This window comes from Rhizobiaceae bacterium (assembly GCA_023953845.1).
In the GTDB taxonomy this organism is placed as follows: Bacteria; Pseudomonadota; Alphaproteobacteria; order Rhizobiales; family Rhizobiaceae; genus Arvimicrobium.
In genome coordinates this window covers 251561-268723 of the sequence record JAMLJC010000001.1, presented here as the reverse complement: position 1 = coordinate 268723, position 17163 = coordinate 251561, and the positions used below count along the sequence as shown (strand labels likewise).

The window sequence follows — 17163 nt, the reverse complement described above, 5'->3', positions numbered from 1 at the left end:
CCTCGCGGCCGCACGGATCGATCCGGTTCCGGCCTAGGCCAGCTCGATCGCCTTCTTCTTCTGGATCGACTCCTCCGCCGCAAGCACGATGCGCAGGCTGTTGACGGCGGCATCCATGGATTCGGAGAGATCGAGATCCTCCCGGATCGCCTTGAGGAAGAAAGCCTGCTCGCGGTCGCAAAGCTCCTGATGGCCGGGCTCGTCGGTCATGGACATGATCTCGTCCGGCTTCGCCCAGTTCTTGTCCTTGTCGACCGCCGCGTGATGGATCTTGATGGCGTCGGTCTTGGTGTGCTTGTCGATGTCGGCCGAGTCGGAGAGCTTGTCCGTGTCCTCCACGGTTCCGCCCTGGTTGGCGACGATCGACACCGCGCCCTTGGGGCCGACGACATCCTTCACGAAGAAGGCGACCTCGCTCATCATCGGTCCCCAGCCGGCTTCGTACCAGCCGACCGAGCCGTCGTCAAAGGTCACATGCAGGTGACCGTAATTGTCCTTGTCGGCTTCCGCCCAGAGCTTTGCGCCGATGCCATGCACGCGAACCGGCTTGGCGCCGGTCAGCTGGCACATGACGTCGACATAATGGACGCCGCAATCGACGATCGGGATCAGCGAGTCGATCAGATTCTTGTGCCAGTGCCAGGCTGGACCGCTGGACTGCTGGTTGAGATTGAGGCGCATGACGAGCGGCTTGCCGAGCGTCTTGCCCACTTCTATGAATTTCACCCATGAGGGATGGACGCGCAGGATGTAGCCCAGCACCAGCTTCCGATTCCTGGCGCGCGCGGCGGCGACCACCTTCTCGGCATCCTCGATATTGGTGGCGATCGGCTTTTCCATGAAGACGTGGCAGTTCGCCTCGATCACCTTCAGCGCATATTCGGCATGCGTGTTCGGCCACGAATTGATCGACACCGCATCCGGCTTCGTCGCTTTCAGCGCTTCGTCGAAATCCTCGAATAGCGGGTAGCCCTTCAGTTCATCCGGGATTTTCTTCGACTTGATCGAACGGCTCATGAGGCCGACGATCTCGAAGCCCGGATTGCGATGATAGGCGCTGGCATGGGACGCGCCCATATTGCCGAGGCCGACGACGAGGATTCTGACTTTGTCCGGCAATGTGCCCTCCCGAGAAACGATGCTGAAAGCGGCAGGCATGCCGCGTTGATACCCTCGTCCGTCACGCTTTGCTGATACCTTCTCCCGCAACAGGAGAAGGGGAAAGGGGAGCCATGCCTTGTCGGCATGTCGCCAATCGCTACAGCTACATGTCGAGCGAGACGGGAAATGCCGCCCTTCCCTTGTGGAGAAGGTGGCCGGAGGGCCGGATGAGTGGAACTCGTCCAGCCCTCGGTCGTTGCGTCATACCGCGTCGTCGAACATGTGCGCGCGGACATTCTCCACGTCGATCTTGGCGAACTCGTCCGACAGCTTGTAGCCGTCGGCGTCTGCCTTGACCTTGGCCTTGTCGAAGTCGTTGGCGCCCTTGATCAACTCGTTGGTGCAGACGTCCTCCGCCTTAACCGCCTCCTTGATCTGCCCGAGCTGCAGGGTCAGGTCGAAGAAGCTCTGCCAGCTCGACATGTCGTGCGAGCCCCAGCCTTCGCGCTTGTCCATGTCGCCGCGGAACACATTGTCCTGTTGCAGAAGCGAGGTGGTGCCGAGTTCCGGGCCGGTGTTCTTGGCGAAGGCCGGAAACTGCTCGAACACGGCCTCGACCGCGGCGCGCGGGTTCTGATGTCCGAATTCGAGGCCCATCGCCCAGCCGCGCAGATATTGCTCCAGAAACGCCTTCTTGTCGGCATCTTCCAGATCCGCCGCGCGCACAATGAAAGTGTTGGCCGGCAGCTTCGATTTCTGCACGCCCAGCCAGTAGTCGAACTTCAGCCCGGTCGCGATCCATTCTGCGCGCAGGCCTTCCCACGACAGCGCGGCGTCGCCCTGACCGCCGGCAAGGGCTGTGCCCCAGGTCGGCCAGCCCGCCTCGACATATTTCACCTTGGTGACATCGACACCCTGCGCGGCCAGCATCGGATCGGTGATCGCCTGCCACGCGGCGGAGCCGAGCAGTATCGTCTTGCCCTCGAGGCCCTTGAGATCGGCCATGCCCTCACCCTTGCGGAAGGCGAAGGAGAAGGTGTCGCGGGCACCCATATGGAACACCGACTTCAGCTTCATGCCGTTCTGGATGGCGAAGGAGAAGATGCCGGGAGACGGGAAGCCCATATCGGCCTGGCCGACATCGACGAACTTGACGGTCGCGGTGCCGTCGGACGGGCCGGGCTCCATCGCCGTGTTCAGGTCGCCGAAATAGCCCATCTTCTTGGCGATCCAGTAGGGATAGTCGTCGAGCACTTCGAGCGTGCCGCGCGGCGAGATCCAGGTGAACTTTTCATAGCCGGCAGCGCTCGCGCGCAGCGACGAGCCGCCGAGCGCGGTTGCGGTCACGATGCCGGCACCGGTCACCTGCAGGAAAGTACGCCGGCTCATCGGCGTGGACGTCATTTTGTTCATGGCATTGCCCCTTGATTTTGTGATGCAGTCTTCATTGCCACTCCGGAGATCGTTTCGGGTACGGACAAGAACGGCAGCGGCGCCGTTGCCGTATCGCCGACCCATCTCCAAACGGTCTCCTACCTGTCTCTGAACATGCTCCGTCGTCAGGCCTCCCAGCTTGCCCACTTCTTCCCGATGAAGAAAAACAGCACGTAGATCAGAATGCCGAGTATCGAGAGCAGCAACACGACCGCGAAGAACTGCGGCATCTGGATCATGGACGAATAGCTCGTCAGGCGGTTGCCGAGACCGAAGCCGCCGCCGACCATCTCGGCGCCGACAGCCGTCAGCAGGCCGAAGATCGCGCCGATCATCAGCCCGACGAGTATCATGGGCAACGCCATGGGGGCGCGGATCTTCCAGAAGATCTGCAGCGTGGACGCGCCATAGGAGCGGGCCAGCGCGATCTTGGCGCTGTCGACGCGGCGGAAGCCGGTGGCTGCGTTGATCATCACCATAGGGCCGGCGGCGAGCGCCACCGCGATGATGCGCGGCGTATAGCCGAAGCCGAAACGCAGGATCAGGAGCGGCACGAGCGCCAGCATGGGCGTCGTGACCAGCAGCAGAATGTAGGGCGCGACGATCTTTTCGGCGAAAGGGAACTGCGTGATGACGGCCGCCAGAATGAGACCGATGATCGAGCCTATGGCGAAGCCCGAGAACAATTCCACCAGCGTGTAGCCGAGATGCGGGGCGATCAGGGGGAACTCGTCGACGAGCGCCCAGGCGATCTCGCTGGGCGGCGGCATGATGTAGTGCGGCACCTCGAAGAAGCGGAGCGCAAATTCGGCGCCGCCGATGATGCAGACGGCGACCGCGAGAATGGCAATGATCTCGGCTCCGGACTTTATGCCGATGCCGCCGGAGAAGGCGGAAAGGTTCGTCAGCGAGACCTCGCCGCCCTCGCCGGACTTCGACTTGCTGAATTCGGGGATGGCATCGCTCTGGCTCACTTCAGCACATCCTTACTGCACGGCTTCGGCGGAGCGCGACCTGGCGACGCGACCGCCGACGATATCCAACTTGATGGCGTTGGTGAGGTCAAACACTTCCTTGGTCGCCATGATTTCAAATGATCGTGGGCGCGGGAACGGCACGTCGTAGATCTTTGCGACGCGGCCGGGACGAGGCGAAAGCACGATCACGCGATCGGAGAGGAAAATCGCCTCCTCAATCGAGTGGGTGATGAAGACGATGGTCGTCGGCGCATCCAGCCAGATCTCCTCCACCAGACGGTTCATCTCGTCGCGCGTAAAGCTGTCCAGCGCGCCGAAAGGCTCGTCCATCAGAAGAACGGAGGGTTTCAGCGACAGCGCGCGGACGATCGAGGCGCGCTGCTGCATGCCGCCGGAAAGTTCGCGCGGGAACTTGCCGCCGAAGCCGTCCAGGCCGACGCGGTGCAGCAGATGGTTTATCCACTGCCGGTCCGGCTGTGTGCCCTTGATCTCGAAAGGGAAATTTATGTTGGCGTCCAGATTGCGCCAGGGTAGGAGGTTCGCTTCCTGAAAGACCAATCCGATGTCGGGATGCGGGCCGGTGATCGGCTTGCCGTCCAGCGTGATCGTCCCGGCGGAGAGGCCGTGCAGACCCGACATGCACCATAAAAGCGTGGTCTTGCCGCAGCCGGAGGGGCCGACGATGGAAACGATCTCCTTGGTCGCGACGTCGAAAGTGCAGTTGTCGAGCGCCTGCAGGTCGCCCGATGCGGTGTGATAGACCTTGGTGGCCGCATTGATGCCGAGCTTGGGGGTTTTCTGTTGGCCCGCCGTCATAATTTCCCCTGAGGATCGCGCGACGGCTGCATAGGCCGACGGTCTACGATTTCAGTCTGTAACTAACCTACTTTAGTGTCAAGCAGAGAACGTGGCGCGCGCGGAGTTTTCCATATGCCACGGGGATAGTTGCCTGTTTTCCCTTATTTTTCTGGTATTGCCGGTAGTGTTGCTTTCCTACATAGTGTGCGCGCCGCGCGGCTTTCGAGCGCGCTGCATTCAGGCCATGAGGAACGCGAACGCGCTGAATCTGAACCGGTTTTCGCGCGTCGGCAGAGGATTGCGCATGATCGAAATCGCAACTGCAGGAAAGGCTTCGGGCTGGTTGAGGGATTTCGCCGCCGCGCTGGCGGCAAACGATGTCGAGGGGGCGGTAGCGTTCTTCGAGGACGATTGCTACTGGCGCGATCTCCTGGCCTTCACTTGGAACCTGACGACGGCAGAGGGGCAGAACGCCGTCCGGGCCATGCTTGCGGCGACGCTGAGGAAGGCGGACCCGTCGTCATGGGCGATCGTCGGCGAACCTGCGGCGAATGGCGACGTTTTGGAGGCCTGGTTCAGCTTCGAAACGGCCGTCGCGCGCTGCGAGGGCATGATGCGGCTTCGGGGCGGCAAATGCCGCACCCTTTTTACTGCCGTCACCGAACTCAAGGGGTTTGAGGAAAAGCGGGGCGCGACGCGGCCGCTCGGCGTCCGGCACAAGGCCGACCCGGACCGCGAAACCTGGACGGAGGCGAAGCGCCGTCGCGTGGCGACGCTGGGCTTTGCCGAACAGCCCTATGCCGTCATCATCGGCGGCGGCCAGGGCGGCATCGCCCTCGGCGCGCGGTTGAAGCAGCTCGGCGTGCCGGCCGTCATCCTCGAGAAGAACGAACGGGCAGGCGATTCGTGGCGCAAGCGCTACCGCACGCTCGTGCTGCACGATCCGGTCTGGTACGACCATATGCCATACATTCCGTTCCCTGAGCATTGGCCGGTGTTCACGCCCAAGGACCAGATGGGCGACTGGTTGGAAATGTACGTGAAGGTGATGGACCTCGACTACTGGACGCAGTCTACCTGCACGCATGCGTCCTATGACGCCGGCGCGGGGGAATGGACCGTGGAGGTCGAGCGCGATGGCGAGAAGATCACGCTGAAGCCGAAGCACCTCATCTTCGCCACCGGCGCCTACGGTCCGGCGCGCATGATCGATCTGCCGGGCCGCGAAGTCTTCAAGGGCGAGATCCTGCATTCGAGCCAGTATTCCGACGGCGCGCGCTTCCGTGGGAAGAAGGTCGCCGTAGTCGGGGCCGCCAGCTCCGGCCACGACGTCAGCGTCGATCTCTGGGAGAGCGGGTCGGACGTCACGATGATCCAGCGTTCGCCGACGACGGTGGTGAAATCCGATACGCTGATTGAACTGGCTTTCGATATCTATTCGGAAGCCGCGGTGGCGCGAGGGCTGATGACCGACAAGGCCGACATGCTGTCGGCGTCGGTGCCGTTCGCGCTTATGCCGGAAAGCCAGAAGCCGCTCTACGACAGGATTCGCGAGCGTGACGCGGCGTTCTACGAAAAGCTCTCCGCCGCGGGCTTCGCCATCGATTTCGGCGAGGACGAAACCGGGCTGATGATGAAGGCCTACCGGACCGGTTCCGGCTATTACATCGACGTCGGCGCGTCGGATCTTATCATCAATGGCGAGATCAAGGTGAAGAGCGGCGCGACGATCGCACGGCTGACGGAAACGGGCATCGTGTTCGACGACGGCAGCGAGATCGAGGCCGATGCCGTGATCGTCTGCACCGGCTATCATTCGATGCACGAGACCGTGGCGCAACTGGTGGCGCGCGAGGTTGCGGACAGAATAGGGCCATGCTGGGGGCTGGGTTCCGGCGTTCGCGGCGATCCCGGTCCGTGGAAGGGCGAGCCGCGCAACATGTGGAAACCGACGGCGCAGGATGCGTTGTGGTTCCACGGCGGCAATCTGGCGCTGTCGCGATTCTACTCGAAATATCTGGCGCTGCAGCTCAAGGCGCGCATGGAAGGGCTGGAGACGCCGGTCTACGGGAAACCGGAGTAGGGCTGCTACATCACGGCGGTGAAGCCGCCATCGACATAGATGATCTGGCCGTTGACGTAGTCCGACGCCTTCGAGGCGAGGAAGACGGCCGCGCCGACGAGCTCCTCCGGCTTGCCCCAGCGCCGCGCCGGCGTGCGCGACTTCACCCAGGCGTCGAATTCGGGATTGCTGGTCAGCGCTTCGTTCATGTCTGTAAGCATGAAGCCGGGGCCTATGGCGTTGGCCTGCACGCCATGCGCCGCCCATTCGGCTGCCATCTGCTGCGTGAGCAACTTGATGCCGCCCTTGCTCGTCGCATAGGGCGCGATGGTGGGGCGCGCGAGCGCGCTCGTCAGCGAGCCGATGTTGATGATCTTGCCATAGCCGCGCTTCACCATGCGCCGGCCGGCCTCGCGGCCGATCACGAATGGTGCGGTGAGGTTCACGTCGAGCACGCGCTGCCATTCGGCTGTCGGCATGTCGACCATCGGCTTGCGCCACTGGATGCCGGCATTGTTAACGAGGATGTCGATCGCGATGCCGTCCGCGTCGAACTTCTCGAAGGTGGCGACGATCGCCGCTTCGTCGGCGACATTGAAGGCGACACCGTCCGCCTGGTGGCCGGCCGACCGCAATTCTTCCGCCGCCTGCGCCACGCGGGCGGGATCGGTGCCGTTCAGGAGGACCTTCGCTCCGGCGGCGGCGAGTCCTTCGGCGAAGGCGCGGCCAAGACCGCGGGTCGAGCCGGTGATTAGCGCGGTTCGTCCGGTGAGGTCGAACAAGGGGTTGGTCATGAAGCGATCCGGGCTCAGCAGTTGCAACCGAAATGCCGCGAGGCGAGATGGACATGGGTCGCGCCCTCGGCAGGAACGTAGTGCGCCAGGTCGTCGGCCTTGTCGACAGCCTCGTTTGGCCACCATTGGCCGCCCATGACGATGCCGTGCGAGACGAGTCGGCTTTCCGCGACAAGTTCCTGGCCGCGCGAATCGAAGAAGCTGACCGGCGCCTTGCGTTCGGACAGGATGGCGAGATCGGCCACGCCGCCGATAGCCACGCTGCCCAGATCCGGCCGCGCGATGGCGCGGGCCGGCGCTTCGGTCGCCGCGCGGACGACCTCGACCAGCGGCATGCCAAGCGCCATCAACTTGGACATGCAGACGAGGATGTCGAAGGCGGGGCCGTCAACGCTGTAGAGATGGACGTCGCTGCTGATGACATCGGGGGCGAGGCCTTCGGCGAGCATGGCGCGCCCCACGCCGAAGTCGAACGAGCCCATGCCGTGGCCGATGTCAAAAATGACGCCCCGCTCTCGCGCGAGATGCATGTCGGGCCGCACCGCGCCGGAGGCGAAGACCGGGGCATTGGGGAAGGGACGGAAGCAATGGGTGAGGACGTCACCGCGGCGCAGGCGCGGCAGCACTTCGAAGCGGCCGGGGGGCGGCTCGTCGATATGCGCCATCAGCGGCAGGCCGACATAATCCGCCGCCTCGACGGCGAGATCGACCGGGGCGATGCCGCTGGCGCCGCTGGCATGCCTGCCGGCCCGCACCTTCACGCCGACCACGACATCGCGATGCTCATGCACGCAGGCGACGGTCTCGCGCGGTTCGCAAAGGCGGAGATCGGAGCATTCGCCGACCATCACCGTATTGGCGAAGCCGAAGATGCCGGCGAAGGAGATGTTGACATAGGCGAGGATGCGCGTTCGCGACCGCTCCATGACATGGCGGCGGAATCCCAGGAAATTGCCGGCGCCGGCGCTGCCGGCGTCGATGAAGGTGGTGGTGCCGCTCTTCGCCGCGATCCGGTCGCCATCGATGCCGAGGGAGGTGCCGCCCCAGTAGACGTGGCTGTGGAGGTCGATGAGGCCGGGCGTGACGATGCGGCCCGTGGCGTCGATCACCTGACGTGCGGCCTCGGCCGGGATGTCCGGTTCGATCGCGACGATGCGCTCTCCGGCGATGGCGACATCGCGCCTCTCGTCGTGGCCTGACAGAGGGTCGATCAACCGGCCGCCTTTGACGAGCAGATCGCATTGCATCGGTGAAAACTCTCCGCCTGAAGCCCGCGCGCGAATGGGCAGCCTTCCGCAATTCTTTTCAAACGCTTTGTTGGAAAGCAACATTATTCTCGCCGTCAGAGCCAGTTTCGTGTTGCTTATTTACACTTCGACGCGCATCGTGACGCCGTTTCCCCTTCAAGAGGATCGCATGACTTTCGACAAAAATCCTTTTCCCACAGGCGACGCGGATCGTCATGCGCTCTGGGAGATGCTGGTGCGGCGCGACATCGACGCGTTTCTGGCGCAGGATTGGGGAAGCGTGGAGGATGATTTCATCGCCGAGAGCTTCTTCGGCATGCACGCGCATTTCCTCAACGATGCCGATGCCTGGCGGCTGCAATTCCCCCGGCTGGAAATCTATCGCGACGAATGGCTGCGGCAGGCGGCGGAAACGGCGAAGACCGCGTTTGCCGAGCCGCTGCGCGAGGCGCTTTTCCGCGTGACCAACATGCGGGATATCGACGTCGATGGCGACCGCGCCGTGCTGCACAAGAAATTCAACGGTCAGGTCGCCAAGGCGGACGGCACGTTCGACAAGCTCAACTGGCAGACCCTCTATTTCTGCCGCCGTGTCGGGCCGCGCTGGAAGATCGCCGGCTTCGTCGGCTACATGCCGCATCCGCTGGGGCGCTGAGCGGCCGTCAACCAAAAAGGCGTGACGCTTTCCTGACAGCGTGCGACCTCCGATTCCACCAGAGCTTCCGAAAGGTCGCGGTTTTTGGCGACGTATATGGAGCCTGGCATGCGGATGCCGTTGCGAGTGCCTGCCGGCAGGATGGCGGCGCTGTTCATCGATTTGCAGGAAGAACACCGGCGGGACCCGCGCTATCTGGTCGACGGATTCGAGCACATTCTCGAACGCGTTGCGCGCTTGCAGCAAGCGGCGCGCGCGAGCGGCATCACAGTGTTGCACGCCGAATATATCGTGGACGCGGCGGATGCACGGCCGTTCAATCCGATAGCGGTCGACGGCACGCCGGTGTTCAGCGCGAAGGGCGATCCGCTGACGGAGATCTGCGCGGACGTCGCGCCAGTCGACGGCGAGACGGTCTTTACCAAGTCGCAGCCCAGCGTCTTCGGCTCGGGCGAACTCGGTGCCTTACTGACATCGGCCGGCATCGAGTGGCTGCTTGTCGCCGGAGTCTGGACGGAAGCCTGTGTCGACGCGACGGTGAAGGACGCCATCCGGGCAGGCTTGCGCGTGCTTCTCGTCAAGGATGCCTGCGGCAGCGGCACGGAGGCCATGCATCAGGTGGCGATACTGAACCTCGCCAACCGGCTCTACGGCGGAGCGGTCGTCAATGCCGAGGCGGCATTCCGCCTGATGGCGGGAGACGCCGTGGATGCGTGGGTCGTCGAAGGGGCGGTCCCGCTGAAATTCACTTTCGAGAACGCGGCAACGCTCTACGCCAGTCTCTGACGGGAGTGCGGACCGGCCGCTCGCTTTGGACGCCGCCGGCAAAGCGCCTATATTGGCCCTGAAGCCGACAGGCCAGAACGAGGTTTCCGCCATGGATACGCAATCGACGGTCGAAACGCCGTCCGCGCCGAAGCAGGCGACGTTTGTCAACAGCTATGCCCGCCTGCCGGATCGCTTCTTCGCGCGCACCGACGCCAATGCTGTCAGGGCGCCCAGGCTCATCAAAGTGAACGAGACGCTGGCGGAAGAGCTTGGCTTGGATGCCGGGTGGCTCGCCTCGCCGGAGGGCGTCGCAATGCTGGCCGGCAACAGCTTTCCGCCGGGCGCCGAGCCGATCGCCATGGCCTATGCGGGGCATCAGTTCGGCAATCTGGTGCCGCAACTCGGCGACGGACGCGCATTGCTGATCGGCGAGGTTGTGGATCGCCGGGGCGTTCGCCGCGACATCCAGCTCAAGGGATCGGGGCCGACGCGCTTTTCGCGCAACGGGGACGGCCGCGCGGCCCTCGGGCCGGTGCTGCGCGAATACATCGTCAGCGAGGCGATGGACGCGCTCGGCGTCCCGACCACGCGCACGCTGGCGGCGGTGCTGACGGGCGAGCCCGTCTATCGCGAGGAACTGCTGCCCGGCGCGGTGCTGACGCGGGTGGCGGCGAGCCATATCCGCATCGGCACTTTCCAGTATTTCGCCATCCGCCGCGATGTCGACGCCGTGCGCCAACTGGCGGACCATGTGATCGAGCGCCACTACCCGGATTTGCGCGAGGCCGGAAATCCGTATCTCGCGCTGCTGGAAACGGTGATCGCCAGACAGGCCGATCTGGTCGCCCGCTGGATGTTTGTGGGTTTCATCCACGGCGTCATGAACACGGACAACATGACCGTGTCCGGCGAGACGATCGATTACGGCCCCTGCGCTTTCATGGACACCTACCGTCCCGGCATGGTGTTCAGCTCGATCGACCAGTTCGGCCGGTATTCCTACGTGAACCAGCCCGGCATTGCGGTGTGGAACCTGACGCGCTTGGCCGAGACGCTTGTGCCGTTGCTCGATGCCGATCAGGACGACGCGATCGCGAAGGCCGAGGCGGCGCTCCGGCAATTCCAGGGCGCCTACGAGACGACCTTCCACGCCGGCCTGCGCCGCAAGCTGGGCCTGCTCGAAGAGCGGGAAGGCGACCTGACGCTGATCAGCGATTTGTTCGAGATCATGGACCGCCACGAGGCCGATTTCACGCTGACGTTCCGAACGCTTTCAGGGCATGTCGGCGACGAGGGCGGTGGTCCGACCCGCGATCTCTTCAAAGAGCCGGAAGCCTTCGACGCGTGGTGGTCGCGCTGGCGCGAACGGCTGGCCGAAGAGCCGCAGCATGACGCGGCGCGGCGGGTGGCGATGCTCGCCGCAAACCCAAAATATATTCCGCGCAACCATCGCGTCGAGGCTGTCATCCGCGCGGCGGTGGATCGCGGCGATTTCGCGCCGTTCGAGGAAATGCTGGCGGTACTGTCTCAGCCGTTCGAGGAGCAGCCCGGCATGGAACGCTATGCCGAGCCGCCCAGGCCGGAGGAGCGCGTCACACAGACGTTCTGCGGCACCTAGGCCGGTCGGTGAGACGTAAGCGCCTCTTCTTCCCGGACCGAAGCGCCTATTCGCGTACGATAGTGGTCGGCTGACCCTGTTCCACCTGATCGATTACCAGCAATTTCACCGGCTCCGTTCCGATGTTGGCGCCCTGGTGCCACAAGCTTACCATCTCCACGATGAAATCGCCGGCCTTGTAGGTCTTCTTCTCGCCGGTCTCGACATTGGCGACCTGCAGCGTGCCGCCGAGCACATAGGCGTAGCGCGGAAAAGGATGCTGGTGCACGGGGAGCGATGCGCCCGGCGGAATCTCGAACATCGAAACGATCACTTCCGCATCGCCCTGCGGAAGCGCGATCGGCTGCCCCGCCGCCGTGGCGGTCGTTCTGGCGAGCGGCGTGACGACGACCTTCGCTTCGGTATTGTCGTAAGCGTAAGCGCCGGATGACAGAAGCGCCGCAAACAGAAATGTCGAAGCCAGCCTATGCCGCATTGTCTCTCCCCTTGGCGGTGCGGCAAACATCGCCGTGACGCCGGTATCCGTCAATCGCGAGGAAAGCGTATTTCACGGACATGCCGAATGGACGATGAAGGACGAGGATGGCGGCGTGTCGGAAAATGCAGGTCAGGCGACCACCGAAGCCGCGGCGAAGTCGGGCAGCTTCAGCAAGGCACGCGGGTCGAGCCGCACCTGCAGACCGCGCTGGCCGCCATTGAGATAGACGAGATCGTGAGCTAGCGCCTCGGTCTCGATGATCGCGGGCAGCTTGCGCATCTGGCCGAAGGCGCTGATGCCGCCCACCTTGTAACCCGACACGCGCTCCGCATCGGCGGGCTTCATCATCTCGGCCGATTTGCCGCTGAAAGCCGTGGCAAGCTTCTTCATCGAGACTTCGCGGTCCGACGGGACGATCACGCAGACCGGCTTTCCGTCCACGAGCGCCATCAGGGTCTTCAGCACGCGCGCCGGCTTTTCGCCAAGGGCTTCGGCTGCCTGCATGCCGATGCGGTCGGCGTTCGGATCGTAGTCGTAGCTGTGGACGACGAAGACGATGCCCGCCTGCTCCAGCGCCTTCGTGGCCCTTGTCGCCCGCGACATCGCTATCTCTCCATGGTTGCGGCGCTCGGCCAGCCGCGCCGGCATATCCGGATGTCCGGTGGTTCACAAGCTGCGGAGGCCGTGCGCCAGCGATGGTCTTTCAGGGGGCGGGCGGCTAGGCTATCCCGAGAAGACAGCGCGCAAGACGCCGCGCATAGCCGAACGAGACAGCCGGGATGACCAGGGTTTTGCTGCTGATCGCTTCTTTTCTTCTGGCAATCCCGGCTTTGACGATCGGTGCGAAAGGAGAGGAAATGTCGATTGCACTGCATGCGGCAGCGGCGAAGGGCGACGCCGCGGCAATAAAGGAGTTGCTGAGCGCCGGTGCTGAAATCGACGCGCGGAACGACGCCGGCGCGACGCCGCTGCTGGTCGCCACGCACGGCAACAGGATCGACGCGGCGCGCGTGCTGATCGATGCCGGCGCCGACGTCAACGCCAAGGACAACATCGACGACAGCCCCTACCTCTATGCCGGCGCGCGCGGACATCTGGAGATCCTCAAGCTGACGCTAGCCCATGGCGCGGATCTCAAAAGCACCAACCGCTACGGCGGCACGGCGCTGATCCCCGCTTCGGAACGCGGCCATGTCGAGACGGTGGACACGCTGATCAAGGCGGGCGTGAACGTCGACCATGTCAACAAGCTCGGCTGGACGGCGCTGCTCGAGGCGATCATTCTGGGCGACGGCGGCGAGCGCCACGTCGGCATCGTCAGACTGCTGATCGATGCCGGCGCGAACGTCAATCTTGCCGACAAGGACGGCGTGACGCCGCTGCAGCATGCACGAACGCGCGGCTATTCCCCGATGGTTGCAATGCTTCAGCAGGCAGGGGCGAAATGAGCGATGGCGATGCGTTCCTCGGTGAGGCGATAAGGCTGGCATATGAGAATGTTGGGCAGGGCGGGCGGCCATTCGGCGCGGTAGTGGTGAAGGACGGCCGCGTCGTGGCGAATGGCGTCAACCGCATCCAGGCCGACAATGATCCGACGGCGCATGCCGAGCTTCTGGCGTTGAGAGCGGCCGGGAAGGCGCTTGGCTCTCCCCGGCTCGACGGGTGCAGCGTCTATGCCAGCGGGCAGCCTTGCCCGATGTGCATGGCCGCGATGCGGCTGGCAGGCGTGACGGAAATCGTCTTCGCCTATTCCAACGAGCAGGCGGAGCCGTTCGGCCTGTCCACCGCCCCTATCGCGGCGGAACTGGCGCAGCCACTCGAAAAACAGACATGGGCGGCGATCCGACATGCTCCGCCGTCCGAGCCCGAGAGCGCGCTTTACCGGGCATGGCGGGCGCGGACGGCGTGAAATCCATGCGGTTCTGATAGAGTGTCGAAGCTGCCGATCGCTTTTTTTCGGCTTGGCATCAGGCGCGTTCCTCGACGGTGAAGCCCGCCTCTTCGGCAAGCGATTTGAGGTTCCTGTAGCCCATCGTGGCGTAGGTGAGCGGATGCGCCCTTGCCGGGTCCTGCTCGGCCTCGACCACGAGCCAGCCGGCATAGCCGTTGTCGGCGAGGATCTTCAGCAGCGTCGGATAATCCTGCGCGCCGTCGCCGGGCACGGTGAAGATGCCGTCCATCACCGCAGACATGAAGCTCATGTCCTCGGCCCGGGCGCGCCGCAGAACGTCCGGCCTCACATCCTTGCAATGGACATGCACCACCCTTTTCACATGACGCTGGAGCAGAGCCTTCGGGTCGCCGCCTGCGAAAGAGCAATGCCCGGTATCGTAGAGCAGGCCGAAAGCTTCGCCCGTCACGGCCATCAGCCGGTCGATCTCTTCATCGGTCTCGACAATCGTTCCCATATGATGATGAAAGGCCATCCGGACGCCGAACTCGGCAAATCGTTCGGACAGACGCGTGATCTTCTCGCCGTAGGGCTTCCATTCATCGTCCGAGAGCTTCGGGCGCCGGGAGATGGGATCGTGGATTGCACCGTGCCGGCCGCGCGACGTGTCCGCGTAGACGACATACCGGGCACCGCAATCCTTCAGCAGGGTCAGATGCGGGAGGATCGCGTCGAATTCCTGTTCGACCTCCTTCTCCAGAATGCGGCCGTCATACCAGCCCGAGACCAGCTCAAGGCCGTAGCCGTCAAGCAACGGCTTCAGCGCCGTGCTGCGGCGCGGAAACTTGCCTCCGAGCTCCGTACCGGCGAAGCCTGCCTGCCGTGTCTCCGCCAGGCAGGTTTCCAGTGGAATATCGCCCCCCAGTTCGGGGACGTCGTCGTTGCTCCACGTGATCGGGTTGATACCAAGTCTGACCGACATATGCGCCTCCGCTGCCCGTATTCCGAACACATCCTAGCCACACCCCAGATCATCGGGAATTCCAGTCTCATGCACAATGAAGGTCATCCGCTACGCCGACTTTAACGCAGCCGGGATACAGCAGGGCATACACCGGCAGGGCAGGCGCTGATCGCCTCGGCGTGCCCGAAATCACTGAAAAGGGAACATCTTCCTTCCCGCTGGTAACCGTCACGCAGCGGGGCGGATCGCGAGCAGTTCCAAGACGGCCTGCTACGCCCGTGACAAGAACGCGTTCATATTGCAGCAGCTCTATCTTACGTTCGCAACGGCTGCAGCGATGCGCGCCAAGGCCTCGGTCAGGACAGCATCGCTTGTCGCGGTCGAGATGCGGAAATACGGCGATAGACCATAGGCGGCGCCGGGCACGGAGGACACGCGCCCCTCGTTCAGCAGGTAGTTGGCAACTGCGGTGTCGTCGGTCAGGATTTCGCCTGCCGGAGTCTTTCTTCCGATCAGGCTGGCACAGCCGATATAGGCGTAGAAGGCTCCCTCCGGAGGTGCGAGCGTCAAGCCCTCGATCTTGCGGATACCGTCGACCACGAGATCGCGACGCGTCTCGAATGCCTTGCGAAAGCGAACCACGTCGTTCTGCGGTCCGTTGAGCGCCGCGACGGTCGCCGCCTGCGCGATTGAGCACACCGAGGTCACGGACTGGCTCTGGATTGTCGACATAGCCCTGATCAGCAGGGCTGGTCCCGCCGCGTAGCCGACACGCCAGCCTGTCATCGCGTAGGATTTCGCTACGCCGTTGACGATGAGGGTGCGGTCTTTCAGTTCAGGACACGCCTTGCCGAACGATACGAAAGCGCGGCCGTCGAAAATGATGTGCTCGTAGATTTCGTCCGACAGGATCAGGACGTGACTGTGCGCGGCGAGAACCTGACCGAGCGCCTTGAGTTCGCTCTCCGAATAGACAGCGCCCGAAGGGTTGCCCGGCATATTGAGGAACAGCCACTTGGTACGGGGCGTGATCGCCTTTTCGAGCAATTCGGGGGTCAGTTTGAAACCGGTTCTCTCCGGGCACTCCACAGCTACCGGTACGCCGCCCAGGAGCTTCACCATTTCAGGATATGAGACGAAGTAGGGTGCCGGAAGAATGGCCTCGTCGCCGTTCTCAAGCGTTGCCATCAGGGCGTTGAAGATGATCTGCTTGGCGCCGTTCGCCACGATGATGTCGTCAGCCTTGTAGTCGAGACCGTTTTCCCGCCGGAACTTGGAGGCGACCGCTTCGCGTATCTCCGGCGTGCCGGCAGCCGCGGTGTAGAGCGTCTGCCCCGATTTCGCGGCCTGATGCGCGGCCTCGACGATATGGGCGGGCGTCGGGAAGTCCGGCTCGCCGAGTCCCAGATCGATCACGTCGACGCCCTTGGCCCGAAGCGCCTTCGCTGCCATGGAAGCCGCCATCGACGCCGAAGGCTTGACCACCGAGAGACGTGAAGCAATGTAGCTCATTGGTTGATCCTCAAACGCGCTCTTTTGATTGATCTTCGGAAATGGCTGGCGCACCGCGCTTTGCCTTTGCGGCCGCCCGGAAGGTCCGTGACATTTGGAGCTGCCTTTGAGACCTCAGGCGTAGATGTAACCGCCCGACACGATCACCTGCTCGCCCGTCATGAAGGTGTTCTTCGGGCCGCCGGCCATCAGCACCCATTCCGCGATCTCGATCGGCTCGGCACCACGGCCGAGCGGGCTCGCCTTCGCCAACTCTTCCAGGAATCCGAGAGCCTTGGCCTTCTCTGTCGCCATTCCGGCCGGCGCTACCGAATTGATGAGAATGCCGTCCCCGGCGACGTGATGGGCGAAGGAGCGTGTCAGGCTGACAACGGCTGCCTTCGTTGCGGCGTAATGCGCATTCTGCGGATGCGCCTTGAAGGCGTCGACCGAGGTCAGGTTGACGATGCGGCCGCGAACCTTCTCCTTGGGCTCCTGCGCCTGCATATGATGCACGGCGGCAACCATCATGTGATAGGTGCCCTTGATGTTAATTCCGTTCGAGGCATCCCACTCCGCATCGGTGATATCGAGAAGGGGGCGCCGGGGATAGATCGCCGCACAATTGATCAACGTGTCGATGCGACCCAGCTTGTTCGCGATTTTCCCAAAGGCCTCGTGGCACTGCGCGCCAACTTGAATGTCGGCGGTTGCCGCTGCCGTTGGCAGATTTTTTGCCCTGGCCGGCGCGAGCGCCTGCTCGGCTGCTGCTTCGTTGATGTCGATGATGCCCATGCTGGCGGCGCCGCTCGTCACGGCCATTTCGGCGAGGAGCGCTCCGAGGCCGGAACCACCGCCGACGATGAGTACGGAAAGATCCTGCAT

The 17163-nt window shown here is 63.5% G+C and carries 17 protein-coding genes; 6 read left to right on the top strand and 11 right to left on the bottom strand.

The features are described 5' to 3' along the window. Nucleotides 1-33: 33 nt before the first annotated feature. From M9955_01345 to M9955_01330, 4 genes are all read right to left on the bottom strand, one after another. Nucleotides 34-1119, bottom strand: a complete 1086-nt coding sequence (locus tag M9955_01345) for a Gfo/Idh/MocA family oxidoreductase (protein MCO5080281.1) — start codon at nt 1117-1119, stop codon at nt 34-36. Nucleotides 1120-1362: 243 nt separating this feature from the next. Continuing rightward, on the bottom strand, nt 1363-2514 hold the full coding sequence (locus tag M9955_01340; GenBank protein MCO5080280.1) for an ABC transporter substrate-binding protein: 1152 nt from the start codon (nt 2512-2514) through the stop codon (nt 1363-1365). Between the two features lie 146 nt (nt 2515-2660). Further along, on the bottom strand, nt 2661-3509 hold the full coding sequence (locus M9955_01335; protein MCO5080279.1) for an ABC transporter permease: 849 nt from the start codon (nt 3507-3509) through the stop codon (nt 2661-2663). A gap of 12 nt (nt 3510-3521) precedes the next feature. Next, entirely contained in the window at nt 3522-4328 is an 807-nt protein-coding gene (locus M9955_01330) for an ABC transporter ATP-binding protein (protein MCO5080278.1), read from the bottom strand. Nucleotides 4329-4614: 286 nt separating this feature from the next. On the opposite strand from M9955_01330, the gene M9955_01325 reads away from it, so the two are divergent. Further along, nucleotides 4615-6393, top strand: coding sequence for an NAD(P)/FAD-dependent oxidoreductase (locus M9955_01325; protein MCO5080277.1), 1779 nt, complete (start codon nt 4615-4617; stop codon nt 6391-6393). Between the two features lie 5 nt (nt 6394-6398). Here M9955_01325 and M9955_01320 read toward each other — a convergent pair whose 3' ends face one another. Next, entirely contained in the window at nt 6399-7166 is a 768-nt protein-coding gene (locus tag M9955_01320; GenBank protein ID MCO5080276.1) for an SDR family oxidoreductase, read from the bottom strand. Between the two features lie 14 nt (nt 7167-7180). Further along, the gene (locus M9955_01315; protein ID MCO5080275.1) at nt 7181-8413 is read right to left on the bottom strand and encodes an amidohydrolase/deacetylase family metallohydrolase; all 1233 of its coding nucleotides are present in this window, start codon (nt 8411-8413) and stop codon (nt 7181-7183) included. Nucleotides 8414-8582: 169 nt separating this feature from the next. On the opposite strand from M9955_01315, the gene M9955_01310 reads away from it, so the two are divergent. The 3 genes from M9955_01310 (at nt 8583) to M9955_01300 (ending at nt 11454) form a co-directional block, all read left to right on the top strand. Then, nucleotides 8583-9068 carry a hypothetical protein gene (locus M9955_01310; protein ID MCO5080274.1) on the top strand — a complete coding sequence of 162 codons (486 nt, stop codon included), beginning with the start codon at nt 8583-8585 and terminating at the stop codon, nt 9066-9068. Nucleotides 9069-9176: 108 nt separating this feature from the next. After that, the gene (locus M9955_01305; GenBank protein ID MCO5080273.1) at nt 9177-9854 is read left to right on the top strand and encodes an isochorismatase family protein; all 678 of its coding nucleotides are present in this window, start codon (nt 9177-9179) and stop codon (nt 9852-9854) included. A gap of 91 nt (nt 9855-9945) precedes the next feature. Then, nucleotides 9946-11454 carry a YdiU family protein gene (locus M9955_01300; GenBank protein MCO5080272.1) on the top strand — a complete coding sequence of 503 codons (1509 nt, stop codon included), beginning with the start codon at nt 9946-9948 and terminating at the stop codon, nt 11452-11454. A gap of 46 nt (nt 11455-11500) precedes the next feature. Here the strand turns inward: M9955_01300 and M9955_01295 are convergent, their stop codons facing one another. Together M9955_01295 and ybaK are read right to left on the bottom strand one after the other, a co-directional pair. Continuing rightward, nucleotides 11501-11929, bottom strand: a complete 429-nt coding sequence (locus tag M9955_01295; GenBank protein MCO5080271.1) for a cupin domain-containing protein — start codon at nt 11927-11929, stop codon at nt 11501-11503. Nucleotides 11930-12061: 132 nt separating this feature from the next. Then, entirely contained in the window at nt 12062-12535 is a 474-nt protein-coding gene (gene ybaK, locus M9955_01290) for a Cys-tRNA(Pro) deacylase (GenBank protein ID MCO5080270.1), read from the bottom strand. A gap of 254 nt (nt 12536-12789) precedes the next feature. On the opposite strand from ybaK, the gene M9955_01285 reads away from it, so the two are divergent. Together M9955_01285 and M9955_01280 are read left to right on the top strand one after the other, a co-directional pair. Next, complete coding sequence (locus tag M9955_01285) at nt 12790-13380, top strand: ankyrin repeat domain-containing protein (GenBank protein MCO5080269.1); 591 nt, start codon at nt 12790-12792, stop codon at nt 13378-13380. Beyond that, the gene (locus tag M9955_01280; GenBank protein ID MCO5080268.1) at nt 13377-13841 is read left to right on the top strand and encodes a nucleoside deaminase; all 465 of its coding nucleotides are present in this window, start codon (nt 13377-13379) and stop codon (nt 13839-13841) included. The genes M9955_01285 and M9955_01280 overlap by 4 nt, the downstream gene beginning before the upstream one ends. A 58-nt stretch (nt 13842-13899) precedes the next feature. Here M9955_01280 and iolE read toward each other — a convergent pair whose 3' ends face one another. The 3 genes from iolE to M9955_01265 form a co-directional block, all read right to left on the bottom strand. Next, complete coding sequence (iolE, locus tag M9955_01275) at nt 13900-14805, bottom strand: myo-inosose-2 dehydratase (protein MCO5080267.1); 906 nt, start codon at nt 14803-14805, stop codon at nt 13900-13902. 291 nt (nt 14806-15096) lie between these two features. Beyond that, a complete protein-coding gene (locus tag M9955_01270) occupies nt 15097-16299 on the bottom strand; it encodes a pyridoxal phosphate-dependent aminotransferase (GenBank protein ID MCO5080266.1) in 1203 nt (400 codons plus the stop codon). Between the two features lie 114 nt (nt 16300-16413). Next, on the bottom strand, nt 16414-17163 hold the full coding sequence (locus tag M9955_01265) for an SDR family oxidoreductase (protein MCO5080265.1): 750 nt from the start codon (nt 17161-17163) through the stop codon (nt 16414-16416).

Bases quoted from the DNA above. Each gene is read 5' to 3' on its own strand.
- iolE (MCO5080267.1), bottom strand. From the start codon at position 14,805: ATGTCGGTCAGACTTGGTATCAACCCGATCACGTGGAGCAACGACGAC.
- M9955_01300 (MCO5080272.1), top strand. From the start codon at position 9,946: ATGGATACGCAATCGACGGTCGAAACGCCGTCCGCGCCGAAGCAGGCG.
- M9955_01280 (MCO5080268.1), top strand. From the start codon at position 13,377: ATGAGCGATGGCGATGCGTTCCTCGGTGAGGCGATAAGGCTGGCATAT.
- M9955_01330 (MCO5080278.1), bottom strand. From the start codon at position 4,328: ATGACGGCGGGCCAACAGAAAACCCCCAAGCTCGGCATCAATGCGGCC.
- M9955_01265 (MCO5080265.1), bottom strand. From the start codon at position 17,163: ATGCAGGATCTTTCCGTACTCATCGTCGGCGGTGGTTCCGGCCTCGGA.
- M9955_01310 (MCO5080274.1), top strand. From the start codon at position 8,583: ATGACTTTCGACAAAAATCCTTTTCCCACAGGCGACGCGGATCGTCAT.
- M9955_01295 (MCO5080271.1), bottom strand. From the start codon at position 11,929: ATGCGGCATAGGCTGGCTTCGACATTTCTGTTTGCGGCGCTTCTGTCA.
- M9955_01285 (MCO5080269.1), top strand. From the start codon at position 12,790: ATGTCGATTGCACTGCATGCGGCAGCGGCGAAGGGCGACGCCGCGGCA.
- M9955_01305 (MCO5080273.1), top strand. From the start codon at position 9,177: ATGCGGATGCCGTTGCGAGTGCCTGCCGGCAGGATGGCGGCGCTGTTC.
- ybaK (MCO5080270.1), bottom strand. From the start codon at position 12,535: ATGTCGCGGGCGACAAGGGCCACGAAGGCGCTGGAGCAGGCGGGCATC.
- M9955_01270 (MCO5080266.1), bottom strand. From the start codon at position 16,299: ATGAGCTACATTGCTTCACGTCTCTCGGTGGTCAAGCCTTCGGCGTCG.
- M9955_01320 (MCO5080276.1), bottom strand. From the start codon at position 7,166: ATGACCAACCCCTTGTTCGACCTCACCGGACGAACCGCGCTAATCACC.
- M9955_01325 (MCO5080277.1), top strand. From the start codon at position 4,615: ATGATCGAAATCGCAACTGCAGGAAAGGCTTCGGGCTGGTTGAGGGAT.
- M9955_01340 (MCO5080280.1), bottom strand. From the start codon at position 2,514: ATGAACAAAATGACGTCCACGCCGATGAGCCGGCGTACTTTCCTGCAG.
- M9955_01315 (MCO5080275.1), bottom strand. From the start codon at position 8,413: ATGCAATGCGATCTGCTCGTCAAAGGCGGCCGGTTGATCGACCCTCTG.